Origin of the sequence: Rhodococcus sp. 14-1411-2a, from assembly GCF_002259485.1 — a bacterium.
Taxonomy (GTDB): domain Bacteria; phylum Actinomycetota; class Actinomycetes; order Mycobacteriales; family Mycobacteriaceae; genus Rhodococcoides.
The window spans coordinates 18,688-43,549 of sequence record NZ_NPGA01000011.1; the positions used below are offsets into that span (position 1 = coordinate 18,688).

At 65.0% G+C, this 24,862-nt stretch carries 23 protein-coding genes; 10 read left to right on the forward strand and 13 right to left on the reverse strand.

Annotated elements, in window-relative coordinates; translation table 11 throughout:
* Positions 1-12: 12 nt before the first annotated feature.
* The 3 genes from CH291_RS08435 to CH291_RS08445 all read left to right on the forward strand — a co-directional run bounded on the left by CH291_RS08435 (position 13) and on the right by CH291_RS08445 (position 4,799).
* Positions 13-2,310 carry an ATP-dependent DNA ligase gene (locus tag CH291_RS08435; protein ID WP_094687300.1) on the forward strand — a complete coding sequence of 766 codons (2,298 nt, stop codon included), beginning with the start codon at positions 13-15 and terminating at the stop codon, positions 2,308-2,310.
* A gap of 199 nt (positions 2,311-2,509) precedes the next feature.
* Positions 2,510-3,724, forward strand: coding sequence for a lipase family protein (locus CH291_RS08440; protein ID WP_068048673.1), 1,215 nt, complete (start codon positions 2,510-2,512; stop codon positions 3,722-3,724).
* Positions 3,725-3,809: 85 nt separating this feature from the next.
* Positions 3,810-4,799, forward strand: a complete 990-nt coding sequence (locus tag CH291_RS08445) for an iron-siderophore ABC transporter substrate-binding protein (RefSeq protein ID WP_094640559.1) — start codon at positions 3,810-3,812, stop codon at positions 4,797-4,799.
* Here the strand turns inward: CH291_RS08445 and CH291_RS08450 are convergent.
* The 4 genes from CH291_RS08450 to CH291_RS08465 all read right to left on the reverse strand — a co-directional run bounded on the left by CH291_RS08450 (position 4,796) and on the right by CH291_RS08465 (position 10,703).
* The gene (locus CH291_RS08450; protein ID WP_094669323.1) at positions 4,796-6,661 is read right to left on the reverse strand and encodes an ABC transporter ATP-binding protein; all 1,866 of its coding nucleotides are present in this window, start codon (positions 6,659-6,661) and stop codon (positions 4,796-4,798) included. The genes CH291_RS08445 and CH291_RS08450 overlap by 4 nt on opposite strands.
* Positions 6,662-6,748: 87 nt before the next feature.
* Positions 6,749-9,064, reverse strand: coding sequence for an endopeptidase La (gene lon, locus CH291_RS08455; RefSeq protein WP_094687198.1), 2,316 nt, complete (start codon positions 9,062-9,064; stop codon positions 6,749-6,751).
* Between the two features lie 108 nt (positions 9,065-9,172).
* Positions 9,173-9,874, reverse strand: a complete 702-nt coding sequence (locus tag CH291_RS08460; RefSeq protein ID WP_094687199.1) for a type 1 glutamine amidotransferase domain-containing protein — start codon at positions 9,872-9,874, stop codon at positions 9,173-9,175.
* 46 nt (positions 9,875-9,920) lie between these two features.
* Complete coding sequence (locus tag CH291_RS08465; RefSeq protein ID WP_094687200.1) at positions 9,921-10,703, reverse strand: putative protein N(5)-glutamine methyltransferase; 783 nt, start codon at positions 10,701-10,703, stop codon at positions 9,921-9,923.
* 63 nt (positions 10,704-10,766) lie between these two features.
* On the opposite strand from CH291_RS08465, the gene CH291_RS08470 reads away from it, so the two are divergent.
* Positions 10,767-11,168: an MmcQ/YjbR family DNA-binding protein gene (locus CH291_RS08470; RefSeq protein ID WP_068048665.1), complete on the forward strand. Its 402-nt coding sequence runs from the start codon at positions 10,767-10,769 to the stop codon at positions 11,166-11,168.
* 1 nt (position 11,169) lies between these two features.
* Here the strand turns inward: CH291_RS08470 and CH291_RS27385 are convergent, their stop codons facing one another.
* A complete protein-coding gene (locus CH291_RS27385; RefSeq protein ID WP_143536550.1) occupies positions 11,170-11,298 on the reverse strand; it encodes an FCD domain-containing protein in 129 nt (42 codons plus the stop codon).
* Positions 11,299-11,537: 239 nt separating this feature from the next.
* Here CH291_RS27385 and CH291_RS08480 point away from each other — a divergent pair, with 239 nt between their 5' ends.
* Positions 11,538-11,864 (forward strand): alpha-isopropylmalate synthase regulatory domain-containing protein, encoded by a 327-nt coding sequence (locus tag CH291_RS08480; RefSeq protein ID WP_179276483.1) that lies wholly within the window; start codon positions 11,538-11,540, stop codon positions 11,862-11,864.
* Positions 11,865-11,881: 17 nt separating this feature from the next.
* Here CH291_RS08480 and CH291_RS08485 read toward each other — a convergent pair whose 3' ends face one another.
* Positions 11,882-12,091 carry a DNA-binding protein gene (locus CH291_RS08485; RefSeq protein ID WP_068048660.1) on the reverse strand — a complete coding sequence of 70 codons (210 nt, stop codon included), beginning with the start codon at positions 12,089-12,091 and terminating at the stop codon, positions 11,882-11,884.
* A gap of 35 nt (positions 12,092-12,126) precedes the next feature.
* Between CH291_RS08485 and CH291_RS08490 the strand changes: the two genes are divergently transcribed.
* Entirely contained in the window at positions 12,127-13,014 is an 888-nt protein-coding gene (locus CH291_RS08490) for an oxidoreductase (protein WP_094687202.1), read from the forward strand.
* A 10-nt stretch (positions 13,015-13,024) separates the two neighbouring features.
* Here the strand turns inward: CH291_RS08490 and CH291_RS08495 are convergent, their stop codons facing one another.
* Together CH291_RS08495 and CH291_RS08500 are read right to left on the reverse strand one after the other, a co-directional pair.
* On the reverse strand, positions 13,025-14,068 hold the full coding sequence (locus CH291_RS08495) for a glycerophosphodiester phosphodiesterase family protein (RefSeq protein ID WP_094687203.1): 1,044 nt from the start codon (positions 14,066-14,068) through the stop codon (positions 13,025-13,027).
* An 11-nt stretch (positions 14,069-14,079) separates the two neighbouring features.
* Complete coding sequence (locus CH291_RS08500; protein ID WP_094687204.1) at positions 14,080-14,640, reverse strand: TetR/AcrR family transcriptional regulator; 561 nt, start codon at positions 14,638-14,640, stop codon at positions 14,080-14,082.
* A 59-nt stretch (positions 14,641-14,699) separates the two neighbouring features.
* On the opposite strand from CH291_RS08500, the gene zapE reads away from it, so the two are divergent.
* Positions 14,700-15,626: a cell division protein ZapE gene (gene zapE / locus CH291_RS08505; protein WP_094687301.1), complete on the forward strand. Its 927-nt coding sequence runs from the start codon at positions 14,700-14,702 to the stop codon at positions 15,624-15,626.
* Here the strand turns inward: zapE and CH291_RS08510 are convergent.
* A complete protein-coding gene (locus CH291_RS08510; protein ID WP_176460336.1) occupies positions 15,571-16,545 on the reverse strand; it encodes a GGDEF domain-containing protein in 975 nt (324 codons plus the stop codon). The two genes, zapE and CH291_RS08510, sit on opposite strands and share 56 nt — an antisense overlap.
* A gap of 815 nt (positions 16,546-17,360) precedes the next feature.
* On the opposite strand from CH291_RS08510, the gene CH291_RS08515 reads away from it, so the two are divergent.
* Positions 17,361-18,248 (forward strand): pirin family protein, encoded by an 888-nt coding sequence (locus tag CH291_RS08515; protein ID WP_094687205.1) that lies wholly within the window; start codon positions 17,361-17,363, stop codon positions 18,246-18,248.
* Here the strand turns inward: CH291_RS08515 and CH291_RS08520 are convergent.
* The 4 genes from CH291_RS08520 to CH291_RS08535 all read right to left on the reverse strand — a co-directional run bounded on the left by CH291_RS08520 (position 18,216) and on the right by CH291_RS08535 (position 22,708).
* Positions 18,216-19,271 carry a CNNM domain-containing protein gene (locus CH291_RS08520; protein ID WP_094687206.1) on the reverse strand — a complete coding sequence of 352 codons (1,056 nt, stop codon included), beginning with the start codon at positions 19,269-19,271 and terminating at the stop codon, positions 18,216-18,218. The genes CH291_RS08515 and CH291_RS08520 overlap by 33 nt on opposite strands.
* The gene (locus CH291_RS08525; protein WP_094687302.1) at positions 19,268-20,677 is read right to left on the reverse strand and encodes a hemolysin family protein; all 1,410 of its coding nucleotides are present in this window, start codon (positions 20,675-20,677) and stop codon (positions 19,268-19,270) included. Before CH291_RS08525 ends, CH291_RS08520 begins: the two co-directional genes overlap by 4 nt.
* Before the next feature lie 174 nt (positions 20,678-20,851).
* On the reverse strand, positions 20,852-21,394 hold the full coding sequence (locus tag CH291_RS08530; RefSeq protein WP_068048646.1) for a ribonuclease H family protein: 543 nt from the start codon (positions 21,392-21,394) through the stop codon (positions 20,852-20,854).
* Positions 21,395-21,514: 120 nt separating this feature from the next.
* The gene (locus tag CH291_RS08535; protein ID WP_094687303.1) at positions 21,515-22,708 is read right to left on the reverse strand and encodes an MFS transporter; all 1,194 of its coding nucleotides are present in this window, start codon (positions 22,706-22,708) and stop codon (positions 21,515-21,517) included.
* 176 nt (positions 22,709-22,884) lie between these two features.
* Here CH291_RS08535 and CH291_RS08540 point away from each other — a divergent pair, with 176 nt between their 5' ends.
* Both CH291_RS08540 and CH291_RS08545 read left to right on the forward strand, forming a co-directional pair.
* On the forward strand, positions 22,885-23,817 hold the full coding sequence (locus tag CH291_RS08540) for a DNA-3-methyladenine glycosylase family protein (RefSeq protein ID WP_094687207.1): 933 nt from the start codon (positions 22,885-22,887) through the stop codon (positions 23,815-23,817).
* A gap of 51 nt (positions 23,818-23,868) precedes the next feature.
* Positions 23,869-24,813, forward strand: coding sequence for an aldo/keto reductase (locus tag CH291_RS08545; protein ID WP_094687208.1), 945 nt, complete (start codon positions 23,869-23,871; stop codon positions 24,811-24,813).
* The last annotated feature ends 49 nt before the right edge of the window (positions 24,814-24,862 follow it).

The window sequence follows — 24,862 nt, forward strand, 5'->3', positions numbered from 1 at the left end:
TAACCTATGACGATGGCCACGCTCGAGATCGAGGGTCGGAAGGTCTCCGTCACCAACCTCGACAAAGTGCTGTTCCCCGAAACCGGCACCACCAAGGGCAACATCATCGAGTACTACGTTGCCATCGCACCCGCCATGCTCCCGCACCTCGTCGGCCGCGCCGTGACCCGTAAGCGCTGGCCCAACGGCGTTGACCAATCGTCGTTCTTCGAGAAGAACCTGGCCGCGTCTGCCCCCGACTGGCTCGATCGTCGTTCGATGCAGCATTCCGACCGCGTCGTCACCTACCCACTGTTCTCCACCGCAGCCGATCTCGCATGGCTCGGTCAGCAGGCAGCCATCGAAGCGCATGTGCCACAGTGGCGATTCGACGGCAACGATCCCGGCCCCGCCACCCGCATGGTCTTCGACCTCGATCCCGGTGACGACGTGGATCTTGCCCGGTGCGCCGAAGTAGCCTGCGAGATAAGGGATCTGATCGGCGATATCGGGATGACCGCGTATCCGGTCACCAGCGGCAGCAAGGGAATTCACCTGTACGTGCCGCTGGAGAAGCCACTGTCGACCTCCGGCGCCTCCACCGTCGCCAAACGTGTGGCCACCCTGCTGGAAGAGCGTTCACCGGACCGGGTGACGGCAACGATGGCGAAGGCTAAGCGAACCGGTCGAGTGTTCGTCGACTGGAGCCAGAACAACGGCAAGAAGACGACGGTCGCCCCGTACTCGCTCCGCGGGCGAACCCTACCCACCGTCGCAGCACCACGCACGTGGGACGAGCTGGAAGCGACGGGCCTGCAACAGCTTCGGTTCGAGGAGGTGTTGGAGCGATTCCACGACCTCGGCGATCTACTGGCAGAACTGGATCCCACCATGGACTCGGCACCCGAAAGTAGCTTTACCACCGACAAACTCGTCAAGTACCGCAGCATGCGCAGCGCCGACAAGACTCCCGAGCCGATACCGACCACCACCGAGCCGCAGGGCAACAACGACACCTTCGTCATCCAAGAGCATCATGCCCGACGACTGCACTACGACTTCCGACTCGAACACGACGGCGTCCTGGTGTCGTGGGCCGTCCCGAAGAACATCCCGGTCGACCCGAAGCAGAATCGACTGGCGGTACACACCGAGGACCACCCGCTCGAATACGCGACATTCTCCGGACGAATACCCAAGGGCGAGTACGGCGGCGGCGACGTCACGATCTGGGACAGCGGAACCTACGAACTCGAGAAGTGGCGAGACGACGAAGTCATCGTCGTCCTGCACGGACAGAAGGCGCGCGGGCGGTTCGCACTGATCCGCACCAAGGGCAGCCAGTGGTTGATGCACCTGATGAAAGACGCACCCGACAAGCCCGAGCCCAAGAACATCTCACCGATGCTCGCCACCGCAGGCGACATCCGCGATCTTCCGAACGACGAGTGGTCGTTCGAAGGCAAGTGGGACGGGTTCCGCATCGTCGCCGAACTGACGCACGGTTCGATGACGCTACGCACGCGAAGCGGCAACGACTACACCGAGAAATTCGGCGCACTCCAATCGTTCGCAGACGACCTTGCCGAGCACGACGCCGTCGTCGACGGGGAAGTCGTCGTGTTCGACGACAGCGGTGTCAGCAGCTTCGAGAAACTGCAGAACGCGACCCGTGACGAGATCCGGTTCATCGCGTTCGATCTGCTTCACCTCGACGGCACGTCACTGCTGCGCAAGAAGTACTCGGATCGACGACGGTTGCTCGAACTTCTCACCACCGGACTCGACTCCGTGCTGGTGCCACCGCGACTGACGGGGACCGCTGCGGATGCCATCGCCGAAAGCAGAGAGCGGGGCTGGGAAGGTGTCGTCGCCAAACGCACCGACTCCGTCTACCAACCCGGCAAGCGCGCCCACACCTGGATCAAGTTCAAGAACTGGCGAACACAGGAGATCGTCATCGGTGGGTGGCGTCGGGGACAGGGTCGCCGTTCCGGCGGGTTCGGCTCGTTACTGATGGGCATTCCCGACGGGGAGCGACTGCGCTACGTGGGACGCGTCGGAACCGGGTTCGACGACCGTGCGCTCGATACGCTCGGTGCCCTCCTGGCCCCTCTCGAGGCGTCGGACAGTCCCTTCTCCTCGGTGTTGCCCCCGGCCGATCGGAACGGAGCGGTGTGGGTCGAGCCTGTACTCGTCGGCGAGGTCCGGTTCTACGAGGCCACCGGATCCGGCCATCTGCGGCATCCGAGCTGGCGCGGTCTGCGCCCGGACAAGGAACCGAAGGCAGTGCGTCAGGAATCACGAGAATGCCCCCGGTCGAATACTTGATTTCTACCGAAGAAACGAGCATAGGTAACGTTCGGTTGCCATAAAATGAGCGGATGCGTACCGTGGCGCACATCGTTTCCGGGGGAGCGTAACAAGTCACGAGTCGTCAGCTATAACGGTTTGCGGGCCGGCTCTATGGGGGCTTGCCAGATCACTGCAGCGCTCGTCGCTTCGGTTCAGGCACGGAGGGGTTTACCACATGCGGGTTCTCAAGTTGGCAGGCGCTGTCAGCATGACGGCAGTTGCAGTCCTGTGTTCGTCACTCGTCGGCGCAGGTCAGGCAGTTGCAGCGCCGTTGTATCCGACGCCTATCGCCGATGGTTTCTACTCTCCGCCTGTGGATCTCGATGCGCTCGCACCGGGCGACGTGATCTCGAGCCGCCCGATGCCCCCGCCCCCAGGATTCTTCGGCGTCGACGTGTGGCAGCTGAATTTCCGCTCCACAAATTCGGCCGGCGATCCCATCGCCGCAATAAATACCGTGTTGGTTCCGCAAAACAAAGCACCCAACGGGCCGGTGCTTTCCTACCAACACATCATCAATGCTCTCGGTCTCGAATGTGCACCTTCACAAGCGCTGTGGACGAACGACCCCAATCTCCAGATTCGTGAAGCACCCGCACTGAATGCAGTACTGCAGCGCGGCTGGACCGTCGTCATCGCCGATCACCTCGGACCCAACAGCGCCTACGGCGCCGCCAGGCTCGGCGGACAAATCGTGCTGGACAGCATTCGCGCCACTCAGCGCTTCGATCCCATCCAGGTTCAGCAGAGCCCGGTCGCGTTGGCCGGCTACTCCGGTGGTGGAATGGCCACCGCATGGGCAGCTGCGCTTCAGAACGACTACGCACCCGAGCTGAACATCGTCGGCAGCGCGAACGGTGGTGCTCCGATGAACCTCGAGCGCATGGCCCGCGATCTCGGTTTCGCCCCGCACCCCATGTTCGGTCTGGCGTTCGCTGCCGCGCTCGGAATCGAGCGCGAGTACCCCACCCGCATCCCGATCAGCTCTCAACTCAACCCGCTCGGCAAGCAGATCGAGAGCCAGATCCAGAACGGGTGCACCAACGACATCATCGCGGCAGGCGCAGGCAAGAGCGCCATGGAGGTCGCTGGCACGCTGGATCTGATCAGCAGCCCGGAAGCGATCGCCGCCGTCAACGACAACAGCGTCGAGCTGTACCCCGGCGTACCGAAGGCACCGTATTTCGAGTGGCACAGCCCCTCCGATGCGTTGATCCCGGTCAGCGCCATCGACAACACGATTGCCCGGTACTGCCGCGCCGGAGTACTGGTGACCGAGGTGAAGGTGCCCAGCAACGATCACCTGACTGCTGCAGTGCTCGGTCTTCCGCAGGCACTCGAATGGATCGACCAGCGATTCGCAGGTGTACCGGCGACGTCCACCTGCTGATCGGGACGTCCGACCCCGGCACGTGATCGACGCTTCGATGAGTCGGTTAGGCTAACCTCGCTAAGTTCCGTTGCGAGGAGACCCCATGAAGAAGTCTGTCCAGCTCGTCGTCGCCGGTGCCTCGGTTCTGGCGCTGGCCGTCGGCTGCTCGTCCACCGACGAGCCCGAACCCACCGGTAACTCCGGGAGCGCCGACGGATTCCCGGTCACCGTCGATCACCGGTTCGGTGAGACGGTCATCGACACCGAGCCCACCCGCGTCGTGACGATCGGGTTCAACGAGCAGGACTTCGCCCTCGCGCTGGGCGTCAAGCCCGTCGCGACCCGCGGCAACCTCAGCTACGACTACCGGCAGCGCCCATGGGCCCAGGAAGCGTTGGGCGGTACCGAGATTCCCGAGGTCGGCAGCACCGATCTCAACCTCGAGCAGATCGCCGCGCAGGCACCCGACCTGATCCTCGGCCCGTACTCCTTCATCGACCAGGGCCAGTACGACCAGCTCTCCGGGATGGCCCCGACGATCGCCGACATCGGCGGCTACGAGAACGTGCCCGCCGCGACGTGGCAGCAGGAGTTCGCCGTCGTCGGCGAAGCACTCGGCAAGCAGCAGGAAGCACAGGACCAGACGGCTACGCTCGAGCAGAAGTTCGCCGACACCGAGGCCGAGAATCCTCAGTTCACCGGCAAGTCACTGTCTCTCGCGTTCGTCATGGACGACGGCAGCTACCTGCTGCTCGGCAGGGACGACATCCGCGCCCTGTTCTTCACCGACCTCGGCTTCGAGATTCCCGACGCCTCCGAGACCATCAGTCCCGAAAATCTCGACCGACTCGACACCGACGTCCTCGTCATCGCCGGCCAGAGCCGCGAGCAACTGCAGGCCAACCCGATCATCGCCGCACTCGACGTCGTCGAGCAGGATCGAACCGTCTACATCGGCTCGTTCAGCACCGATCTGCCCTCGGCCCTGGGATATTCGAGTCCGCTCTCCCTGGACTACGCCATCGACGGATTCACCCCGATGCTCGCAGCGGCGACCGACGACGACCCGTCCACGGTGGTCCCGGACGCTTAGCCGGTTTGTGCGAACTGCGTCCGATGCAGCTCCTCGTAACGGCCTCCCGCTGCGAGGAGCTCGTCGTGCGTGCCCCGCTCGGCGACTCGCCCGTCCTCGATCACCAGGATCACATCGGCTGCCCTGATGGTCGAGAGCCGGTGCGCGATGACCACCGACGTCTTTCCTTCCAAGGCCTCGGCCAACGCAGCCTGCACGGCGGCCTCGGACGTCGAATCCAGTGAAGCCGTTGCCTCGTCGAGAATGACGACTCGTGGCTGCGCGATCAGCAACCGGGCGATCGTCAGGCGCTGACGCTCACCACCGGAGAGTCGGTACCCTCGCTCGCCGACAACGGTGTCCAGGCCGTCGGGCAGCGATCGCACGAGGTCGGCCAGCCGCGCCCTCGACAGCGCATCCCACAGTTCGACGTCGGTTGCCTCGGGCCGAGGCAACAACAGATTCGACCGGATGCTCTCGTGGAACAGGTGACCGTCCTGGGTCACCATTCCCACTGTGCCGCGGACGGATTCGGCCGTCAGGTCTCGCACGTCGACTCCTCCGAGTCGAACCGCACCGCCGTCGACGTCGTACAGCCGTGCGATCAATTGCGCGATCGTGGACTTGCCCGCACCGGACGTACCGACCAGCGCGACCATCTGGCCGGGTTCGGCTCGGAACGAGACGCCGTGCAGCACTTCCTCTCCCCCTCGCGAATCCAGGGTCGCGACCTCCTCGAGTGAGGCGAGCGAGACCTTGTCCGCCGACGGGTACGCGAACCGAACGTCGTCGAGCTCGACGGCCACCGGCCCCGGCGGCAGAGTCCGTGCGTCCGGCTTGTCTGCGATGAGTGGAACCAGATCGAGAACCTCGAAGACCCGCTCGAAGCTGACCAGTGCGCTCATGATCTCCACCCGAGCACTTGCCAGCGCAGTCAGCGGGGAATACAGGCGAGCCAGCAGAAGAGACAGCGCAACAACCGAACCCGGGTCGAGCGTCCCCCGCAGGGCGTAGAAGCCGCCCAGTCCGTACACCACAGCCAGGGCCAGTGCCGAGACGAGAGTCAGCGCCGTCACGAACACCGTCTGCACCATGGCGCTGCGTACACCGATGTCTCGGACGCGCTTGGCGCGCACCGCGAACTCGACCGATTCCTGTTCGGGATGACCGAACAGTTTCACCAGTGTTGCTCCCGGTGCCGAGAATCGTTCGGTCATCTGCGTACTCATCGCCGAATTGTGCGCTGCCGCTTCACGTTGCAACCGCGCGAGGCGTCGACCCATCCGGCGAGCGGGAAGCACGAACACCGGAAGCAGAATCAATGCCAGAAGCGTGATCTGCCAGGAGATCCCGATCATCACCACCAGGGTCAGCGCCAGCGTCACCAGGTTGCTGACGACCCCGGACAGCGTGGTGCTGAATGCGCGTTGCGCTCCGATGACGTCGTTGTTGAGTCGACTCACCAGCGCACCGGTGCGGGTTCGGGTGAAGAACGCGATCGGCATGCGCTGCACGTGATCGAACACCGCGGTCCGCAGATCCAGGATCAAGCTCTCACCGATGTTCGACGAGAGCCACCGATTGATCAGACCGACCACGGCGTCCACCAGAGCGATGGCCGCGATCGCCACGGCGAGCCACACCACCACTCGCAGCTCGCGCCCGTCGACGATGGCGTTGACCACCCGGCCGGCCAACACCGGCGTGGCCACGGCAAGAACGGCCAGGGCCACGCTGAGCACCAGGAACCCACCGAGGGCACGGCGATGCGGCGCAGCGAACGTCAGGATCCTGCGGGCCGTCACCTTAGAGAACGACGACTGAGTGTCCGGCCTGTTCATCGTGCGATACATCTGGTTCCAGGCGGTCATCTCCATGCTCATGTCATCAACCTCATGTCACCAACGTAGAACCTCGACATAGGTCGAGGTCAAGTGCGGATCCCCTTACCGACCTCGACTGCACCGAACTCACGCCGCCACGGTTGCGGCCGTCGGCTCCAGGGCGAGCGCGATGATGTCGGCGACGTCGGTCATCGGGCGAACATCCAACGCCTCCAACACCTCTGCGGGCACATCGTCCAGATCCGGTTCGTTGCGCGCCGGTATGAACACCGTCGTCAGGCCCGCACGCTGCGCAGCCAGCAACTTCTGCTTCACCCCGCCGATCGGCAGCACCCGACCGTTCAGCGTGACCTCACCGGTCATGCCGACATCCGAGCGCACCGGCCGTCCGGTGGCCATCGACACCAGGGCCGTCACCATCGTCACACCCGCCGACGGACCGTCCTTCGGCACCGCGCCCGCCGGAACGTGCACGTGGATGCTGCGGTCGAGAGATTCCTGCGTGACGCCGAATCGTGCTGCGTGCGAGCGCACGTAGGACAGTGCGATCTGCGCGGACTCCTTCATCACGTCGCCGAGTTGACCGGTGAGCTTGAGACCCGGATCGCCTTCGGTCGACGCAGCCTCGATGAACAGCACATCGCCGCCGAGTCCGGTGACCGCCAGACCCGTTGCCACACCCGGCACTTCGGTGCGCTCGTGCGCCTCGGGAGTGAAGCGCGGACGACCGAGGTAGGTCACCAGGTCCGGCTCGTCGATGGACAGAACCTCGGTGGTGCCCACCAACTTCGTCGCGACCTTGCGCAGCGCCTTGGCCAGCAGGCGTTCGAGCTGGCGCACTCCCGGCTCGCGGGTGTACTCGGCCGCGATCGTGCGCAGCGCGGCGTCGGTGACCGTCACCTCCTCGGATGTGATTGCCGCCCTGTCCATCTGACGAGGGAGCAGGTAGTTGCGGGCGATGACGACCTTGTCGTCCTCGGTGTAGCCGTCGATGGTCACCAGTTCCATCCGGTCGAGCAACGGGCCGGGAATCTGGTCGATCACGTTGGCGGTGGCGAGGAACACCACGTCGGACAGGTCGAGATCCAGATCGAGGTAGTGATCACGAAACGTGTGATTCTGCGCCGGGTCCAGCACCTCGAGCAGAGCGGCGCTGGGGTCGCCGCGATAGTCCGAGCCGACCTTATCGATCTCGTCCAGCAGGACAACGGGATTCATCGATCCCGCCTCACCGATGGCCCGCACGATCCGGCCCGGCAACGCACCGACGTACGTACGACGGTGCCCGCGGATCTCGGCCTCGTCGCGGACGCCACCGAGGGCGACGCGCACGAACTTCCGACCGAGCGCACGGGCCACCGACTCACCGAGCGAGGTCTTGCCGACTCCGGGCGGGCCCGCGAGCACCATGACGGCACCGGACCCACGCCCACCGACCGACTGCAGACCACGTTCGGAGCGACGCGCCCGAACGGCCAGGTACTCGACGATCCGATCCTTCACGTCGTCGAGTCCGTGGTGGTCGGCGTCGAGAACCGCACGTGCAGAATCGATGTCGTTGTTGTCGGTGGTGGTGTTGTTCCACGGCAGATCGAGCACGGTGTCGAGCCACGTGCGGATCCAGCCCGACTCCGGGCTCTGATCGCTGGCCCGTTCCAGTTTGCCGACCTCACGCAACGCCTGTTCGCGCACCTTCTCGGGCAGGTCCGCAGCCTCGACGCGGCCGCGGTAGTCGTCGGCACCGTCGGGCTCGTCCTCGCCGAGCTCCTTGCGGATGGCTGCCAACTGCTGCCGAAGCAGGAATTCTTTCTGGGTCTTCTCCATGCCCTCGCGGACATCACCGGAGATCTTGTCGTTGACCTCGACCTCGGCGAGATGGGCCCTGGTCCACTCGATGAGCGAGGTCAGACGCGTTGCCACGTCCGGTGTTTCGAGAAGGTCCCGCTTCTGCACGTCGGTGAGATACGACGCGTAGCCGGCGGTATCGGCGATCGCGGCCGGATCGGTGAGCTTGTTGACCGAGTCGATCACCTGCCATGCGTCGCGGCGTTGCAACATCGCCACGACTAGCTGCTTGTATTCGGCAGCAAGGGCTTTGAGGTCATCGCCTGCGGCCTCGTCCGGTACGGGGTCGGCTTCCACCCAGAGGGCAGCGCCCGGCCCGCTGACGCCGTGGCCTATGTGGGCGCGGCGGCCGGCCTTGATGACCGCGGCCGGACGGCCGTCGGCCAGGCGTCCCATCTGCACGATCGTGGCGAGGACGCCGTACGCGGCATAGCGATCTTCGAGACGCGGCGCGACGAGCAACGTGTCATCGTTGCTCGCCTTCGCCGCGTCGACGGCGGCGCGCGCAGCCTCGTCGAGCTCGACGGGCACCACCATTCCGGGCAGGACGATCGGGTCGGTCAGAAAAAGCACGGGGACACGAACGGTTTCGGTCACTTCTCCTCCAAAAGATTGAGCTATTGGGGCTCAACTTCGAAAGCAGTAGTGCTGTTCCCGTCGGTGTCCGCTGTTCTCCGTGGGCTGAACGCCGACCGTCCAGACCTGCTACTTCAGCGCGCTGACCAGCTTCTCGGCGAGAGGACGCGTCGACGCCGGGTTCTGACCCGTGTAGAGGTTGCGGTCGACGACGACGTTGGGTGCCCAGGCATCGGCGGAATCGAACTTCGCGCCGTTCTCGCGCAGCCGGGTCTCGAGCAGCCACGGGGCCTTCTCGGCGAGACCGGCCTGGGTCTCTTCCTCGTCGGTGAATCCGGTGAGCTCGTATCCGTCGAACGCCCAGGTCCCGTCACTGCGGACGGCAGGGAGGAGAGCGGCCGGTGCGTGGCACACCGCGGACACCACCTTGTTCGAGTCGAGGAAGTCGACAACCAGGGCACCGAAGCTCTCGGAGACGGCGAGGTCCTCCATCGGGCCGTGACCGCCGGGAACGAAGACGACGTCGAAGTCCGACGCCTTCTGCTCCTCCAGCTTTGCGGGCGAGGACAGGATCGACTCGATAGAGGCGAGGTAGCTCTTCTGGTCCGCTACCTTCTCTTCGTCGCCGCCGTTGGCGTCGACCGCGAGGCTGCCCTGGTCGACGACCGGAGCCCTACCGCCAGGCGTGGCGACCGTGATGTCCCAGCCGGCATCGACGAACGTGCGATGGGACTCGACGAGCTCCTCGGCCCAGTATCCGGTGGGGTGCTTGCTTCCGTCGTTCAAGGTCCAGTGATCGGCAGCGGTTACCGCAAACAGCAAAGTAGTCATGCCCCGGGGAATGCCACGAAGACCCACGATCGAAACACCCGGTCGATCACTGCTGGCCGATCGAACCGATCACCACGACGGCGTCGAACATCTCGGACTCGCTGATACTGGCTGCGAATCCTGCCTCGACCACGGTCTGCAGCGTCGAATGCATCAGTGCTGCACTGGTTTCGACGAGGAGATGCCCGCCTGGGGCCAGCCATTCCGGCGCGCCGACGGCGACGCGACGATGAATCCCGGCACCGTCCGTACCGCCGTCGAGCGCGATGTGCGGCTCGTGGATCCGCGCCTCTCGTGGCATCAGCCCGATGTCGCCGGTCGGGACGTAGGGAGCGTTGACAACGATCGCGTCGAATCTGCCGTGCAGTTCCGGCGGCAGTGCGTCGTACAGGTCGCCGCGGTGCACGTGACCGACCGGCACCGCGCCCCCGTCGGCATCGAGGTTGCGCCTGGCACACGCGACCGCCGCGGCGTCGATATCGGCGGCGTGCAATTCGGTGAGACCCTCGACCGACAGACCTATCGCTCCGGAACCGCAGCACAGGTCGAGCAGCACCGAAGGGCGCAACGCTGCAGCACATTCGACGAGAAATTCGGTGCGGCGTCGCGGAACGAACACGCCCGGTTCGACGGCGATGCGTCGACCACAGAACGACACCCACCCGACAACGTGCTCGAGCGGTTCGCCGGCGACGCGGCGTGTGAGCATCTCTTGCAGCTTGGCCGGAGTGGACGCGGACTCGACGAGGATGCCGGCTTCCTCCTCGGCGAATACACACCCGGCAGCACGCAGCGAGGTCACCACCTCGTCGTACTCGAGTTCCGACATCGACCGTGCCTTCCGGAGTGCTTTTCGCCCGCCTGCCCGCTCGCTGAAATACTGTAGCGCGGTATGTCGCACGAGAGGACGAACTGGGAAGCCGCAGTCCGACGGATATGCCTGGCCCTGCCCGAGACCTACGAGGAGCAGGCATGGGTCGGGACGCGCTGGCGGATTCGCGGGCGCACCTTCGCCCACGTTCTCGAAATTCTCGACGGCACCCCACCTGCATTCGCCAAGGCCGTCGGCACCGACGGCCCGGCGCACGTCCTTGTCTTCCGTTCCAGCGGAATCGAACTCGACGCACTCTCCGCCCGCGCCGGGTTCTTCGCGCCCCGATGGGGTCCCCAGATCATCGGCATGCTGCTCGACGAGTCCGTGGACCGGGCGGAACTCGGCGAGCTGATCACCGAGAGTTACTGCGATCGAGCCCCGAAAAAGCTCATCGCGCTTCTCGATCGACCGCAGCAGTAGCTCACCCCAGGTGCTCGCGCGCCACCGAGACCGCAGCGACCCGGTCTCCCGCCGCGATGGCGTCGAACAGGGCTTCGTGCAGGTCCACGTCAGGCTCGGTGCCGCGTGGGGCAGTGCCGTACCTGCCGATCGATCCTGCCGACGTGGGACGCGACTACGACGCAGTCATCCGAGTGAACAGCCAATCCGGAAAGGGCGGGATCGCGTATCTGCTGTCGGTGGACCACGGCCTGGAGCTCGCCCGCAGGTTGCAGATCGACTTCGCCCGGGTGGTCCAGCACGACACCGACTCGACGGGCACCGAGATCAGCTCGAAGGAGATCTGGACTCTGTTCGAGGACAACTACATTCGCACCGGCCGTCGCACTGGTGGCGTGGTCGATAGATGCGGACTCCACCCTGTCGGTCACCCTCGCCGACGACGACGGCGAGCATCACCACAGCGCCGTCGGAACCTGGCCGGTCGACGCATTGGCGCAGATTCTGGGAGTCGAGGTACTCGGTCTGTCTCAGCACTCCATCGGGGACAGTAATGGAGCCTGCGGAACGACCCGAGAACACGGCTCGAACAGTGGGGCAGCGACGTACGTCGAGGTTCGTCGGGGCGGGAAGTCGGCGTGGGGAGTGGGGATCGACGGGTCCGTGGTCGCCTCGTCACTGAATGCGGTTGTCGCTGCGGCGAACAATCTCGGGTAACGGCCCAGGCCTGGGTGTCAACCCAGCGATCGACCGGTCTGCTCCAGTGCTGCCTGGATGACTGCCAGCGATTTCGGACCGACACCGTGCAGTGTCTTCAGCTCGGCCGCGGGGACCCCGGCGAGATCGTCCAGGCACCGGTATCCCGCCGCGCGGAATGCCCGAGACGCGGGATTTCCGGTGCCCTTAGGAAACTCCGCATGTTCGTCGGCTTCTGCTCTACTCACGGGCAAAGTCTAAAACAGACCGGTAGCCTGGCGGCGTGCCCGAAACCAAGCAGAGACGCGTTGTCATCACCGGTGCGAACACCGGTATCGGCTACTACACCGCCTTGGAGTTGGCGAAGCGAGGCGACCACGTGACGCTCGCGTGCCGCAACAAGGACAAGGCCGATGCCGCTGCGGCCAAAATTTCGGCGGAGGCACCCAACGGAACCGTCGACACCGCCACCCTGAATCTCGCCGACCTGGCCTCGGTTCGTGAGTACGCCGCGTCGGCACCGGAGTCGATCGACGTGCTGATCAACAACGCCGGCGTCATGATGCCTGCGTTGCGGACCGAGACGGCGGACGGGTTCGAGCTCCAGCTCGGCACCAATCATCTCGGCCACTTCGCCCTGACCGGCCTGCTGTTCCCCAAGCTCGCTGCGGACGCCAAGATCACCACCATCGCTTCCGTCGCGCACCGGCAGGGCCCCAAGCTCGATTTCGACAATCTTCAGCTCGAACGCGGGTACAACCCCCAGCGTGGGTACGCGAACTCCAAGCTTGCGAACATCCTGTTCGCGCTCGAACTCCAGCGCCGGATCGACAAGGCCGGGCTGAAGATCACCAGCAATGCCGCGCACCCAGGAATCTCGGCCACCGAGCTGTACTCGAGCCCAGACGGTCTGGGCAGCAACAAGATACTGTCCACTCTGGCTCCGATCGGACTGAAGTTCTTTTCGCAATCTGCCAGTGCCGGAGCACGTCCCACGCTCTACGCGATCGATGTTGCGGGTGGCGGCACGTACAGCGGCCCCAAGTCCTTGTTCGAGACGCGCGGTAAGCCGGGCCCGGCGAGCATGACCAAGACCGCACAGGACCCCGCTCTTGCTGCGAAGCTGTGGGACGCCAGCGAGAAGTTGACCGGAGTCGGCTACCCGTTCTGACGGGGAATCGTCACAGGGCGGGCGCGGGCAATGCCAGTCCGCGTTCGCTCATGACGGTGCGCAATCGGTCCGGGTAATCGGTGATCAGTCCGTCGACGCCCATATCCATCAGCGCGCGCATGGTGTCGGGATCGTCGACGGTCCACGGGATCACTCGTATTCCGCGCTCGTGCGCGGAGTCCACCATGTCCTGGGTGACGTAGAGCTCGAAGTCGGGGTCGCCGACCTTCCCGCTCTGCGGGGTCCCCTGCACGGGCGAGTACGCCGACGCTCCGAACGAATCGATCGCGGCAATCGCATCTCCACCGAAATCGTCGACGTCGATTCCGCCCAGCCAGGGAGACGCACCATCCTGGCCCACCTGCAGGAAGTCGCCGTTGGTCAGCGCCACCACCGGCACCTCAGGCGCGGTGTAACGGACCAGTTTCAGTGCGCCCCAGTCGAAGCTCTGCACTGTGACCCGGTCCAGCATGTCTGTGTCGCGGATGGTCGCCAGAACCGTGTCGACGAACTGCTCGCGCGGAGCGGTTTCGGTGGGGCTGCCGGCCTCGACCTTGGTTTCGACGTTCAGCTTCACATCCGGTGCTTCGGCCGACTTCACCAGATCCAACACCTCGGTGAGGGTCGGCATTCGAGCACCGGCCACGCGTCGTTGCTCCGGGTAGTCCGCGAAAGGTAGGGCTCCGCAGTCGAGGGTGCGAATCTGCGCGAGTGTCAGCGTGTTCACGAACTTCCCGACGTACGGAAACTCGGGGTCCCCCGGTGTGAGCGCACCGGTATCGACGCACTTGCTGTCCGAGACCTTGCGGTCGTGGGTGACGATCGCGATGCCGTCCTCGGTGATCTGAGTATCCAATTCTAGGGTGCTCACCCCGAGTTGCAGTGCGTTGGTGAACGATTCGATGGTGCTCTCGGTGACCAAGCCGAGTCCGCCGCGGTGCGCTTGCAGATCGAACGAGCCGAGCGGGGTCGGGTCCGCTGCCGTGTCCGTTCCGCACCCCGTCAACACCGCGAGAGGAACGCACACCAGGGGCAAGAACCGACAGAATCGCATGCTGGCCGAGGCTACGGAGGGTCGGTGTCCACCCGGGTCCCTCGCAGTGAACTCCCGGTACCCTGCAGGTAGACGGAGATCGGTATTCGCAGCGTTGCAACATCTTTCGAAGTGCGACGGCCGAACACCACGTCGGCGATCAAGCCCTCACAGAGCGAGACCAGGCCACCTCCATGAGCCGGGTCGTCGAACAGCTCCCGCGCCCTGTCGAGCGAGAAGAACGATCCAGCCAGCACATCCCGAACATCCTGCGCAACAGCAGGATCGAGCATCAAAGCGTAGCGGGCCCGAAGCTCGATCATTCGATGAGTGAGCGCATCGTGGAGATAGCGCGCGACGACCGTGGCGACATCACTCTCGTCGCCGGCTGTTTCCATGAACGACGCGTGCGAACGCTCGACGAGGCGTGCGGCCACTGCAGCCAACAGATCGGACTTGGTGCGAAAGTAGTAGGACGTCGACCCTGCCGGGTAGTCCAGCGCCGAATCGATCGCCCGATGCGTCAGTGCACGCAGGCCGTCGCGGGCGATGACTTCGAGCGCCGCATCTGCGATGGCGGTTCGGCGATCCATGATCGTGACCCTACACACCCGCTCTACAAAAGTAGAGGATGGCGGCGTACGGTTCGGTCATGAGGCCGAGCGCACCGCGAGACAACTTCGAGACCCACTTCACCCTCGACGACGCCCAAGCCGCAGCCGCCGACGCGCTCTCGACCCCCGGTGCCGTCGGCGTCTACCTGTGGGGTCCGGTCGGCCGCGGCAAGACCTGGCTGCTCGACGCCTACTTCGCCGGAGCCGAGACCACGGCGAAGAAGCGCGTCCACTTTCACAGCTTCTTTCGCGACCTGCACGCCGCGTACTTTCGCCACGGCTTCTCGATCGACGGTGCCATCGACGACGTCCTCTCGACGGACGACACCGGACTGCAAGCCGAACTGCTGTGCTTCGACGAGTTCCACGTCCACGACATCGGCGACGCCCGGCTCATCACGCGCTTGCTCGACGCCCTCTTCGCCCGCGGGGTCGCTCTGGTCGTCACCTCCAACTACGCCCCCGACGACCTGCTGCCCAATCCGCTGTACCACCCGACCTTCGTTCCGACGATCGAGAAGATGAAGAGGAATCTCGAAGTGATCTGTGTCGACGGTCCCGTCGATTACCGCGCAGCCGGCACCAGTGGGTCGCGATTCGCGTCGGGAAGTTGGATCCTCGAGTCTGGCATCGAAGGTCGGACGTTTGCCGATCTCTGCTGCGCCGCTCGCTCGACGGGCGACTACCTTCGGCTGTTCGAGGAGACAGCCAGCCTGACCGTCACCGAGGTGCCCCCGCTGTCGACTGTCGACGAGTTCGCCGCGCAACGGTTCGCGAATCTCGTGGACGTCGCCTACGACCGTGATGTGCGGGTCGACTTCCACGCCCTCGTCCCGCTGGATGAATTCGCCGTCGGATGTTCGGGTCTTGACACCGATCGATTGGTCAGCAGGCTCAGTGAGTTGGGCCCTACATCGTCTCGAGCACCGTTCGATTTCCGCCGTCCGCCTTCGCCCGGTACATGAGAGAGTCCGCCGCGCGCGTGACGTCGTTGACCACGTCGACCCCTGATGTCCACGCGTCGGAATCAGGAGCGATCACGACTGCGCCTGCGCTCACTGTCACCGGTATCGGATCCGAGCAATCCGTCAGAGTGCCACTCACCTCGAGTACCAGTTCACACAGTTGTTCTGCCTCGCCGACGAGGACGGCCACGAACTCCTCGCCCCCGGTTCTCGCCACCACGCCCGACTTCCCGAGGTGACCGTGGAGACGGTCGGCAACGAGCACGATGACGGCATCACCCTGATCGTGACCGTAGCGATCGTTGACGCTCTTGAACCGATCGATGTCGACCAGAACGAGAACGAATGCCAACCGCTCACCGCGAGCGACCGACCACAGATCCTCGACGGCGTTCTGCAGTCCGCGCCTGTTCTTCATCCGTGTCAGCGGATCGATCTCGGACTGCCGTGCATCCTCGCACACCAACGACCAGGCGATCTGGGCGAAGATCGGGACACCCGACGTCGCACCTCCGGCGACGAGGACTGCGGCGATCGCATCCCACGGACCCCACAAACCCTGTACGTACGCGGCCGCCCCGATGTAGCCGATCACCAGATTGGCGAACACCAGGTGTGCGACGAGCAGCCTCGGTCCGAGAAAGAAGGTGCACATCGACCCTGTCAGCGCGAAGAGGAACGTGCCGATCAGCGCCGACGTGGGTACATCGAGAAGAATCACCGACGTGAGCCCGACGTCACCGAACACCAGGAACGCGACCACCTGCCACTTACGATCCGGCAGCGGCCCGACCAGCAACCACACGATCACAGCGAATTGCAGAACCAGGATGAAAAGTACGTAGGCAACAGGCCCCGATCCCGTCGGCCCGTTCGGCGACGCCAACATCAGGATCGACACGGCCGCGTACAAAGCCACGCAGCTCGCGAACACGACTCGGATCAATCTGTGCAGCGGACGAGTCGACTTGTGCACGAAAATCCAGTCGAAATCGTGTGGAGCAGCGAACCAATGGCGGATGACCTGAGCCGCACTGGGTTGCGGACCGAGCGGTGGAACGGTGACGCTCGAGTTCGACCTCGGTGACGAGATGGTGGTCGACCGTTTGCGGTGGCGACTCCTGGTCGCGCTGTGCACCTGCCTCGAACGTGGTCGTAGGGACGCATTCGATCGCTCGCCGTGCCGCGATACGGGCGATCGAGAGTCTTCTTGCATGGGGCTCCCTTGTGAAACGAACTGCCCAGGCCCGAAAGCGTACCGATCATAGTTTCGGCTCGCCCGAAATTTCCTGATCCGGTCTCGCCCAGCCTGCGCAGCGCTCCACGGTCACCTGCCCAACCGATGTGGACACCTGCGCTCCACAAAAAAAGGGAGACACCCACTACTGACGGCGGTCGGGGGCGACAGCAGTAGCGGGTGTCTCATTGGGCATTCGCAGCACCTCGCAAGGTGGATGGGTTCCGGATGAGAAATTCTTTCGAAGTTTTTCGTCGACCCGAGGAATAGCCTGTGACCATGCCTTTCACAGCAGCGAATCACTACGATTTCAACGGCGACGACATCACCGGGACCCTCGATGCCCATCGATCCGACCTGGGTTCCGTGGTTCGCACCGTCGTCGAAAATCGCGTGTAGCGACGGATCCAGCATGTCCGGAACAGCCCGCGTCCACATCCGGTTGTACGAGGTGAACGCGTGAAGCAGCGAGCTCCGAGAACACAGGCAGGCATCGAATGACCATCGAGATTCTCACCCCACGCGAGGTTCCCCTCGGCGGTCCTCGCGCACTGAAGGTCCGGCGCACGCTCCCCCAGCGACAGCGTTCACTGATCGGCGCGTGGTGCTTCGCCGACCACTACGGCCCCGACACGTCGTCGATGGACGTACCGCCGCATCCGCACACCGGACTCCAGACCGTCAGCTGGCTGTTCTCCGGGGAGATCGAGCATCGCGACAGCGTCGGATCGCATGCCATGGTGCGTCCCGGAGAGCTCAATCTGATGACGGCCGGCTACGGCATCAGTCACTCCGAGACATCCACCCCGGAGACCGAAATTCTGCACGGCATGCAACTGTGGGTGGCACTTCCGGCTCGCTCCCGCTTCACCGCACCGACTTTCGAGCACTACGTGCCGCGGACTCACACGAGCCAGGGGCTGACCGCGCGAGTATTTCTCGGCTCACTGCTAGGAGAGACCTCGCCGGTGGCCACGTTCACCCCACTCCTCGGAGTCGAGATCGTGCTCGACGCCGGGGCCCGCGTCACCCTCGACGTCGACCCGACGTTCGAGCACGGCGTCATCGTCGATCAGGGCACCGTGACGATGGACGAGACCGTCCTCGCCGCAGCCGAACTCGGCTATCGCGAACCGGGCGATTCGACGCTCGATCTGCACAATCCGACCCGAGAGCCGGTGCGGATGCTGCTGCTCGGTGGACCGCCGTTCGGGGAGCAGATCGTCATGTGGTGGAACTTCGTCGGTCGCAGCCACGAGGACGTCGTCGAGTATCGAGCCGCCTACGAGCGGGGCAGCGAGCAGTTCGGCACCGTCGAGGGGTATCCGGGATCTCGACTGCACGCACCTGCGCTACCCAACAGTCGGATGCAACCGCGCGGCTGAATTGTCCTGCTGTGCAGCACGAGCCGTGGGCAGTACCCGTTTGATGACGTCGGTGAGCGTGACGATGCCGAGGAACTGTCCCTCGGTCTCGACAACCGCGAGCTGAACGCTGCGGTTGCGCATCTGCCGTAACAACTCGTACACCGGTGTCGCTCCGTCGACCGAGTAGGCCTCCCGTGCGTAGTCGGCGGCGGGTTCTTCGGCGGCTGCCAGCAGCGTGTCACGCACGTGCACGACACCGGGCGTCGCGCCTGCGCTGTCGGTGAGCAGTACCCGCAGGTGACCGGACCGCAGCGCCGCGGCCTGCACGTCGGACACCGTGGCACCGTGCGGAACCGACGTCGCCTTGGAGTCGGGCACCGTGATCTTCTCGACGGTCAGCGTCTCGAGTTCGATCACCCGGGTGATCTGGGTTTGCAGTTCCGGTTCCAATACGCCGACCTGCGACGAGTACTCGACGAGGTTGCGGATGGTCTCGGCGTCGCGGCCGCCGACCGCAGCATTCTCGACCGGCTCCACTCCCGACCGTTGGACGAGCGTGTTGGCGATCTTGTTGACCCACACCAGGAACAGCCGAAAGGGTCGGATGAACGCCCGAGACGGCAACCCGATGATGGTGGCAGCGAGTTCGGGGTGCGCGATGGCCCAGGATTTCGGGGCCATCTCGCCGATCACCAGATGCAGGAACGTCACGAGCAACAGCGACAGTGCGAACGCGGCGGTTCCGGCCAACCATTCCGGAACCCCCCACGAGGTGAACACCGGGCCCAGCCAGGAATCGACGGCAGGCTTGGTGACGGCACCGAGGGCGAAGGTGCAGGCAGTGATGCCGAGCTGCGCGCCTGCCAGCATGATCGTCAACTCGTTCATTCCGCGCAGCGCGGCCCGCACCGATCGGCTCGTGCCTGCCTTCTCCTCCAGTCGATGCCTACGGGCACCGAGCAGCGCGAACTCGATGACGACGAAGAACGCACTCAGCGCGATGAGCAGTACCGTCACCGCAACGACGACCCACGCGTTCATCGGTCCGTGTCCTCGTCCGACTCCGACGACGGCTCGCTGCCGTCCGGCGAGTTCTCGTGCAGTCTGATTCTCAGCTCACTCGGCACGTGCCGGTCCACCTCGAGCACCTCGACTTCCAGGGACGGACGCGGCGGTTCGTCTTCCATCAGATCGGCTCCGAACACCGCGAGATCGATACGAACGGTGTCCCCGACCTCGGGCAGATTCCCGCCCTCCGCGATGAGCAGGCCTGCGAGCGTCTCGTAGTCCCCTCGCGGCAACAGCATGTCGCGACCGATGGTGCGTTCGACCTCGTCGACGTGGACGTCGCCGTCCATGAGCCACACTCCGTCTTCCTGATCGTGCACGCCGGCGATGTCCTCGTCGTCGTCGTGCTCATCGGTGATCTCGCCGACCAATTCCTCGGCGAGATCCTCGATGGTGAGCACCCCGGCGAATCCGCCGTACTCGTCGATGACGCATGCCAACTCGTTCTTGGTGCTGGACAACAACTCCAGGGCATCCTCTAGTGGCATGAGCTCCGGCACGATCAGCGGTGCCCGCATGATCTCGGTGACCGGCCGTGTGTCGTCGGGCGCAGCGGCCATCACCTCGGCCAGCTGCACCACACCGATCGGCTCCTCACGGTCGCCGATCACCGGGTACCGGGTGTGCGCACGCACCATCCGCGCCCGCATCTCACCGATGGCAGTGGTGGGCGTGACCGCATCCACCCGAGTACGGGGAATCATCGCGTGTGCGACATCGCGCTCGGGAAAGTCCAGGATGCGATCGAGCAGCAACGACAGGTCCTCGGTCAGATCCCCGCTCGCGCGGGAATCCTCGATGATGCTCTCGAGATCCTTCGCGGTGGCGCTGCTGTCCACGTCGTGCACCGGCTCGACTCGCAGCAGCCGCAGCATCGCGTTGGAGGACTTGTCGAAGAAGGTGATCAGCCAACCGAAGGCGGCCAGGTAGATGAGCGTCGAGCGGGCAAGGCGTCGGGACAGCGGATCGGGACTGGCGATGGCGAGATTCTTCGGATACAGCTCGCCGAAGATCATCTGCACGACGGTAGCGAGCACGAGAGCGCCAACCGTGCCGATGGAAATACCCACCGCGATGGGCACTCCGGCACTGCTGAGCAGCTCGCCCAGCGATTCTCCGATGAACGGCTCGGCCACGTATCCGACCATCAGACCGGTGACAGTGATGCCCAACTGCGCGCCCGACAGCATGAACGACGTGCGCTTGGTGACCCTCAGTGCCCGCTCGGCCGACGCGTCGCCCTTCTCGGCACCGGTACGCAGCGTCGCCCGGTCGACGGACATGTAAGCGAACTCCTGGGCCACGAAGTATCCGTTGGCCGCGATGATCGCGGCGGTGAGCACGAAGCCGAGGAGCAAGGAAAGCAGCGCGGTGATCACCATGCGATCACGCGAGAACGAGCGGCCGGAGCAGCGGCCACGGGTGGCCGAAAGAAAGCTATGGAGTGCACAGTGCGCTCGACGCCTCCGGTGTCAGAGAATCCGATTCGAGTGGAATGTCCAGATTCTACCGGCTGCCGTTGTCCAATTCTCACGTCCGGGCCGGATGCCCGATCAGAACAGCGTCGGGACCGCGTCGTCGGACGTGGGCCGTGTCACCGGTGCCGGAGCGGAAGGAGCAGCAGCTACCGGAGCCGGTGTTGTCGCTACCGGTGCCGACGTACCGGCGGCGGCCACGGCGCGCGCGGCTTCACCTGCCAAGGCGTCGGCCGCTTCGTTGAAGTGATTGCCGACGTGTCCGCGGACCCACCGGAACCGGACCGGACCCTCACGTTCGGTGATGGCTCGCTCGATGCTCTGCACCAGCTCCAGGTTGCGCACCGGAGTACCGCCCGCTGTTTTCCAGCCCTTGCGCTTCCAGCCCGCGAGCCATTCCGACGCGCACTTGATGGCGTACTGCGAGTCGGATTCGATCAACAGCGGCTCGGGGCCCGGGTGCGCCAGAACCGCCTCGAGCAGGGCCCTGAGCTCGGCGACCTGGTTGGTGCCCGAGGGCTCACCGCCGGAGTTGCTCGGCCCCGTGTGGTTGACCCACGCCCACCCGATTGCTCCGCCGGGGTTACGCAGACACGAGCCGTCCGTACTCACGATGATCACGGTCTCAGACCCTACGTCGGGGCACCGACAAACTCCGGGTGACTCGCGCACGAACACCGAGGTACTTGGCACTCGACTGCGCGGCAGTGCGAATTCGATTCCGGCGCACTGCCAACCGGGTCAGGCGTAGTGGGACTCCCTCGCCTTCCTGCCGTCGAGGGTGAGCAGCACGAACGCCACCGCCGCGAGCGCTGCGACGAGCGCGGAGAACACCAGTCCCGCAGTCACCAATCCCCATTCGTTCGCCGCAGCCCCGGCCCCGATGACCGGCAACGAGATGGCGACGTACAGCACCACGAAGAACGTCGAGGTCACTTCTGCTCGACGTTCCGGCGGAAGCCCAGCGGCGATGGCCGCCATACCGTTGCTGAACGTCACACCCTGCCCGACGCCGCACAGCAGCGCCGCGATCACCAGGACCGGCAGCGACGTCAGGAGCAGCGACAGCGCCAGGACCACCAGCCCGACCGTCAGAACGAAGCAACCCCAGCGCTGCGCCGACGTCGGATCGGCCCGGCCCAGCAGGATCTGCGCGGTCGCGGATGCCGCGAAGACCGCGAACACCACGACCCCGGTGACGGCATGATTGTCGATCTGCAGCACCCCCGCGATGAATCCCGGTGACACCGCGGTGAACAGGCCGAGCACCGCGAAGCCGGCGAAACCACCGATCGACGCGCGCAGAAAAGCGCCACGAACGTCCGCCGGTACGGACAGTCGTTGCATCTGCGGGCGCGCCCCTGCTGCGACCCGAACGGTTTCGGGAGCGAGAAACACCGCCAGAGCGGCCACGGCGAGCAGGCCGATGTCGACGAAGAAGGTCAGGCGTAGCGGTTGCGGAAGGTATTCGGCCAGCAACCCGGCCACCAGCGGACCCAGGCCGAGGCCGCCGATATTGGCCGCCGTGGCGATGGCCGGGGCACGATCCCGCCACTTGTCCGGCACCAGTTCGATCAGGGTCACCGTCGCGGTTCCGACGAAGATTCCCGCCGACAGTCCGGACAGCACCCGCCCGATCACCAGCGCCGTGAGCGAACCCGCAGTCACGAACACCACGGCACTGATCAGGCCGAAACCGATGGCCGCCAACAGCATCGGACGACGACCGAGCGAATCCGACCACCGCCCGAAGGCCAGCAGGGCAGCGAGTACACCGACCGCGTACGCCGCGAACACCAGCGTGACGACGAATACGGAGAACCCGAACTCGACCTCGTACAACGCGTAGAGCGGCGTCGGCATGGTCGTACCCATCATCGCCACGACGAACGCGTAGGCGACTCCGACGAACGATGCGGCACTCGATCGAGCCACGAAAATCCTCCTGACGCTGTAGACCTGGCCAGAGGCGGCGAGAGAGTCCGTGCGGTACTCCTGCGCTCCGAGAGGCACTATGTATCTTGCCGTCGGTGTTGCAACAGTGCCGACCGACGCCCTGAAGGGGACCTTCTCGGTCCGCATGGCCACGACCGTTCGGAGGTGACGAACCGATGCCCGACGACGCCGGTACCGACGGGCTGGCCCGCGTGGTCACGTCCGAGCAACGCATCGACGTCCGGATGTCGGTGTCGCCGCTGCGCCGTGGCCGCGGCGACCCCACCTACGAGTCGACGCCGGACGGCGGCATCTGGCGCACGTCGCGAATGAGCTCGGGCCCGGTGACCTACCGCCTGACGCAGGTGTCGCCGACGAGCGCGCAGGTTCGAGCCTGGGGCCCCGGCGCACCCGAGCTGTTGGACGCGGCACCCGCTCTGCTGGGGCTGGACGACGACGCCGGCACCTTCGCACCGGAGCATCCGATTCTCCGGGAAGCCCATCGGCAGCTACCGCACCTGCGCCTGGGCCGTACCGGACTGGTACTCGAGGCCCTGATTCCGGCGATCATCGAACAACGCGTACACGGAATTTCGGCGTTCGGTTCGTGGCGGTACCTGGTGAGCAAGTTCGGCGAGAGCGCACCCGGACCCACTCCCAAGCCGATGTTCGTCTTCCCGACACCCGACGTGTGGCGTCGCATTCCGTCCTGGGACTACCACCGCGCCAACGTCGACCCGGCCCGGTCGAAGACCATCGTCCGCGCTGCCTGCGCGGCCGGACGCCTGGAGGAGGCGTCGGGAATGACGCCCGAGGACGCTGCGCGCAGGCTGCGGGCAATCCCGGGCGTCGGTGTCTGGACGGCGGCCGAGACCGCGCAACGCGCCCTCGGGGATCCCGACGCATTGTCGGTGGGCGATTACCACCTGGCGTCGGTGGTGGGCTGGTCTCTGCTGGGTAGATCGATCGACGACGCGGAGATGGTCGAGTATCTGCAGCCTCTGGCCCCGCATCGGCATCGCGCGATTCGGCTGCTGTACTTGAGCGGCAAGGCCACCAAGCCCAAGTTCGGTCCGCGAACCGCTCTGGTGGACCACACCTGGCATTGAGCCCCGGACTGCTCGTACAGTCGAGTTGTACGCCAACGTAAGGGGTTTTTCGTGGTTGCTATCGGCCGTTCCGATCTCGACATCTTTCCGCTCGCCCTCGGCGGGAACACCTTCGGCTGGACCAGCGACGAGGCTGCGTCCTTCGAGATTCTCGATGCGTTCACCGCGGGCGGAGGCAACTTCGTCGACACCGCAGACTCGTACTCGGCATTCGCCGACGGCAACTCCGGCGGCGAATCCGAAACCGTCATCGGCAACTGGACCAGAGCCCGCGGAAACCGGGACGACGTCGTCATCGCCACCAAGGTCAGCCAGCATCCCGAGTTCCGCGGACTGGCCCCGGACAACATCCGGGCCGCCGCCGACGCGTCGCTGAGCCGGCTGCAGACCGACCACATCGACATCTACTACGCGCACTACGACGACGAGAAGACCCCGCTCGTGGAGTCCCTCGCCGCATTCGACGGGTTGGTCGAAGCAGGCAAGGTCCGGCACGTCGCCATCTCGAACTACTCGCCTGCACGCGTTCGCGAGTGGCTGGAACTGACGAACGAGAACGGTTTCGCGCCACCGATCGCACTGCAGCCGCACTACAACCTGGTGGCCCGCCGCGATTACGAGGGTGAACTGCAGCATCTGGCCGTCGAGAACGACCTCGGTGTGTTCCCGTACTTCTCTCTCGCCGCCGGGTTCCTGACGGGCAAGTACCGCACCCGCGAGGACCTGGCCGGGAAGCAGCGCGAACGTCTGACCACGGGGTACTTCTCCGATGCCGGTCTGGATGTGGTGCAGGGCCTGCGCGAGATCGCCGAATCCCGTTCGGCAGAGATCTCGAGCGTCGCGCTGGCCTGGCTGCTGGCCCGACCGGGAGTCACCGCGCCGATCGCGAGTGCAAGCAAGCTATCTCAGCTACCGGCCCTGCTCGATGCGCCGGCGTTGGCTCTGACCAGCCAGGAAGTCGAGAAGCTGACCGTACTGTCCGAGGCCGTGGCCTAGAACACGAAAGTTGTAGTCAGCAACGGGAACAGAACGAGTACCCCGGTTG

Excerpts from the sequence above, each read along its gene's own strand:
- CH291_RS08435 (WP_094687300.1), top strand. The coding sequence starts at position 13 with ATGGCCACGCTCGAGATCGAGGGTCGGAAGGTCTCCGTCACCAACCTC.
- CH291_RS08440 (WP_068048673.1), top strand. The coding sequence starts at position 2,510 with ATGCGGGTTCTCAAGTTGGCAGGCGCTGTCAGCATGACGGCAGTTGCA.
- CH291_RS08445 (WP_094640559.1), top strand. The coding sequence starts at position 3,810 with ATGAAGAAGTCTGTCCAGCTCGTCGTCGCCGGTGCCTCGGTTCTGGCG.
- CH291_RS08450 (WP_094669323.1), bottom strand. The coding sequence starts at position 6,661 with ATGAGCATGGAGATGACCGCCTGGAACCAGATGTATCGCACGATGAAC.
- CH291_RS08460 (WP_094687199.1), bottom strand. The coding sequence starts at position 9,874 with ATGACTACTTTGCTGTTTGCGGTAACCGCTGCCGATCACTGGACCTTG.
- CH291_RS08465 (WP_094687200.1), bottom strand. The coding sequence starts at position 10,703 with ATGTCGGAACTCGAGTACGACGAGGTGGTGACCTCGCTGCGTGCTGCC.
- CH291_RS08470 (WP_068048665.1), top strand. The coding sequence starts at position 10,767 with ATGTCGCACGAGAGGACGAACTGGGAAGCCGCAGTCCGACGGATATGC.
- CH291_RS08495 (WP_094687203.1), bottom strand. The coding sequence starts at position 14,068 with ATGCGATTCTGTCGGTTCTTGCCCCTGGTGTGCGTTCCTCTCGCGGTG.
- CH291_RS08500 (WP_094687204.1), bottom strand. The coding sequence starts at position 14,640 with ATGGATCGCCGAACCGCCATCGCAGATGCGGCGCTCGAAGTCATCGCC.
- zapE (WP_094687301.1), top strand. The coding sequence starts at position 14,700 with ATGAGGCCGAGCGCACCGCGAGACAACTTCGAGACCCACTTCACCCTC.
- CH291_RS08515 (WP_094687205.1), top strand. The coding sequence starts at position 17,361 with ATGACCATCGAGATTCTCACCCCACGCGAGGTTCCCCTCGGCGGTCCT.
- CH291_RS08520 (WP_094687206.1), bottom strand. The coding sequence starts at position 19,271 with ATGAACGCGTGGGTCGTCGTTGCGGTGACGGTACTGCTCATCGCGCTG.
- CH291_RS08540 (WP_094687207.1), top strand. The coding sequence starts at position 22,885 with ATGCCCGACGACGCCGGTACCGACGGGCTGGCCCGCGTGGTCACGTCC.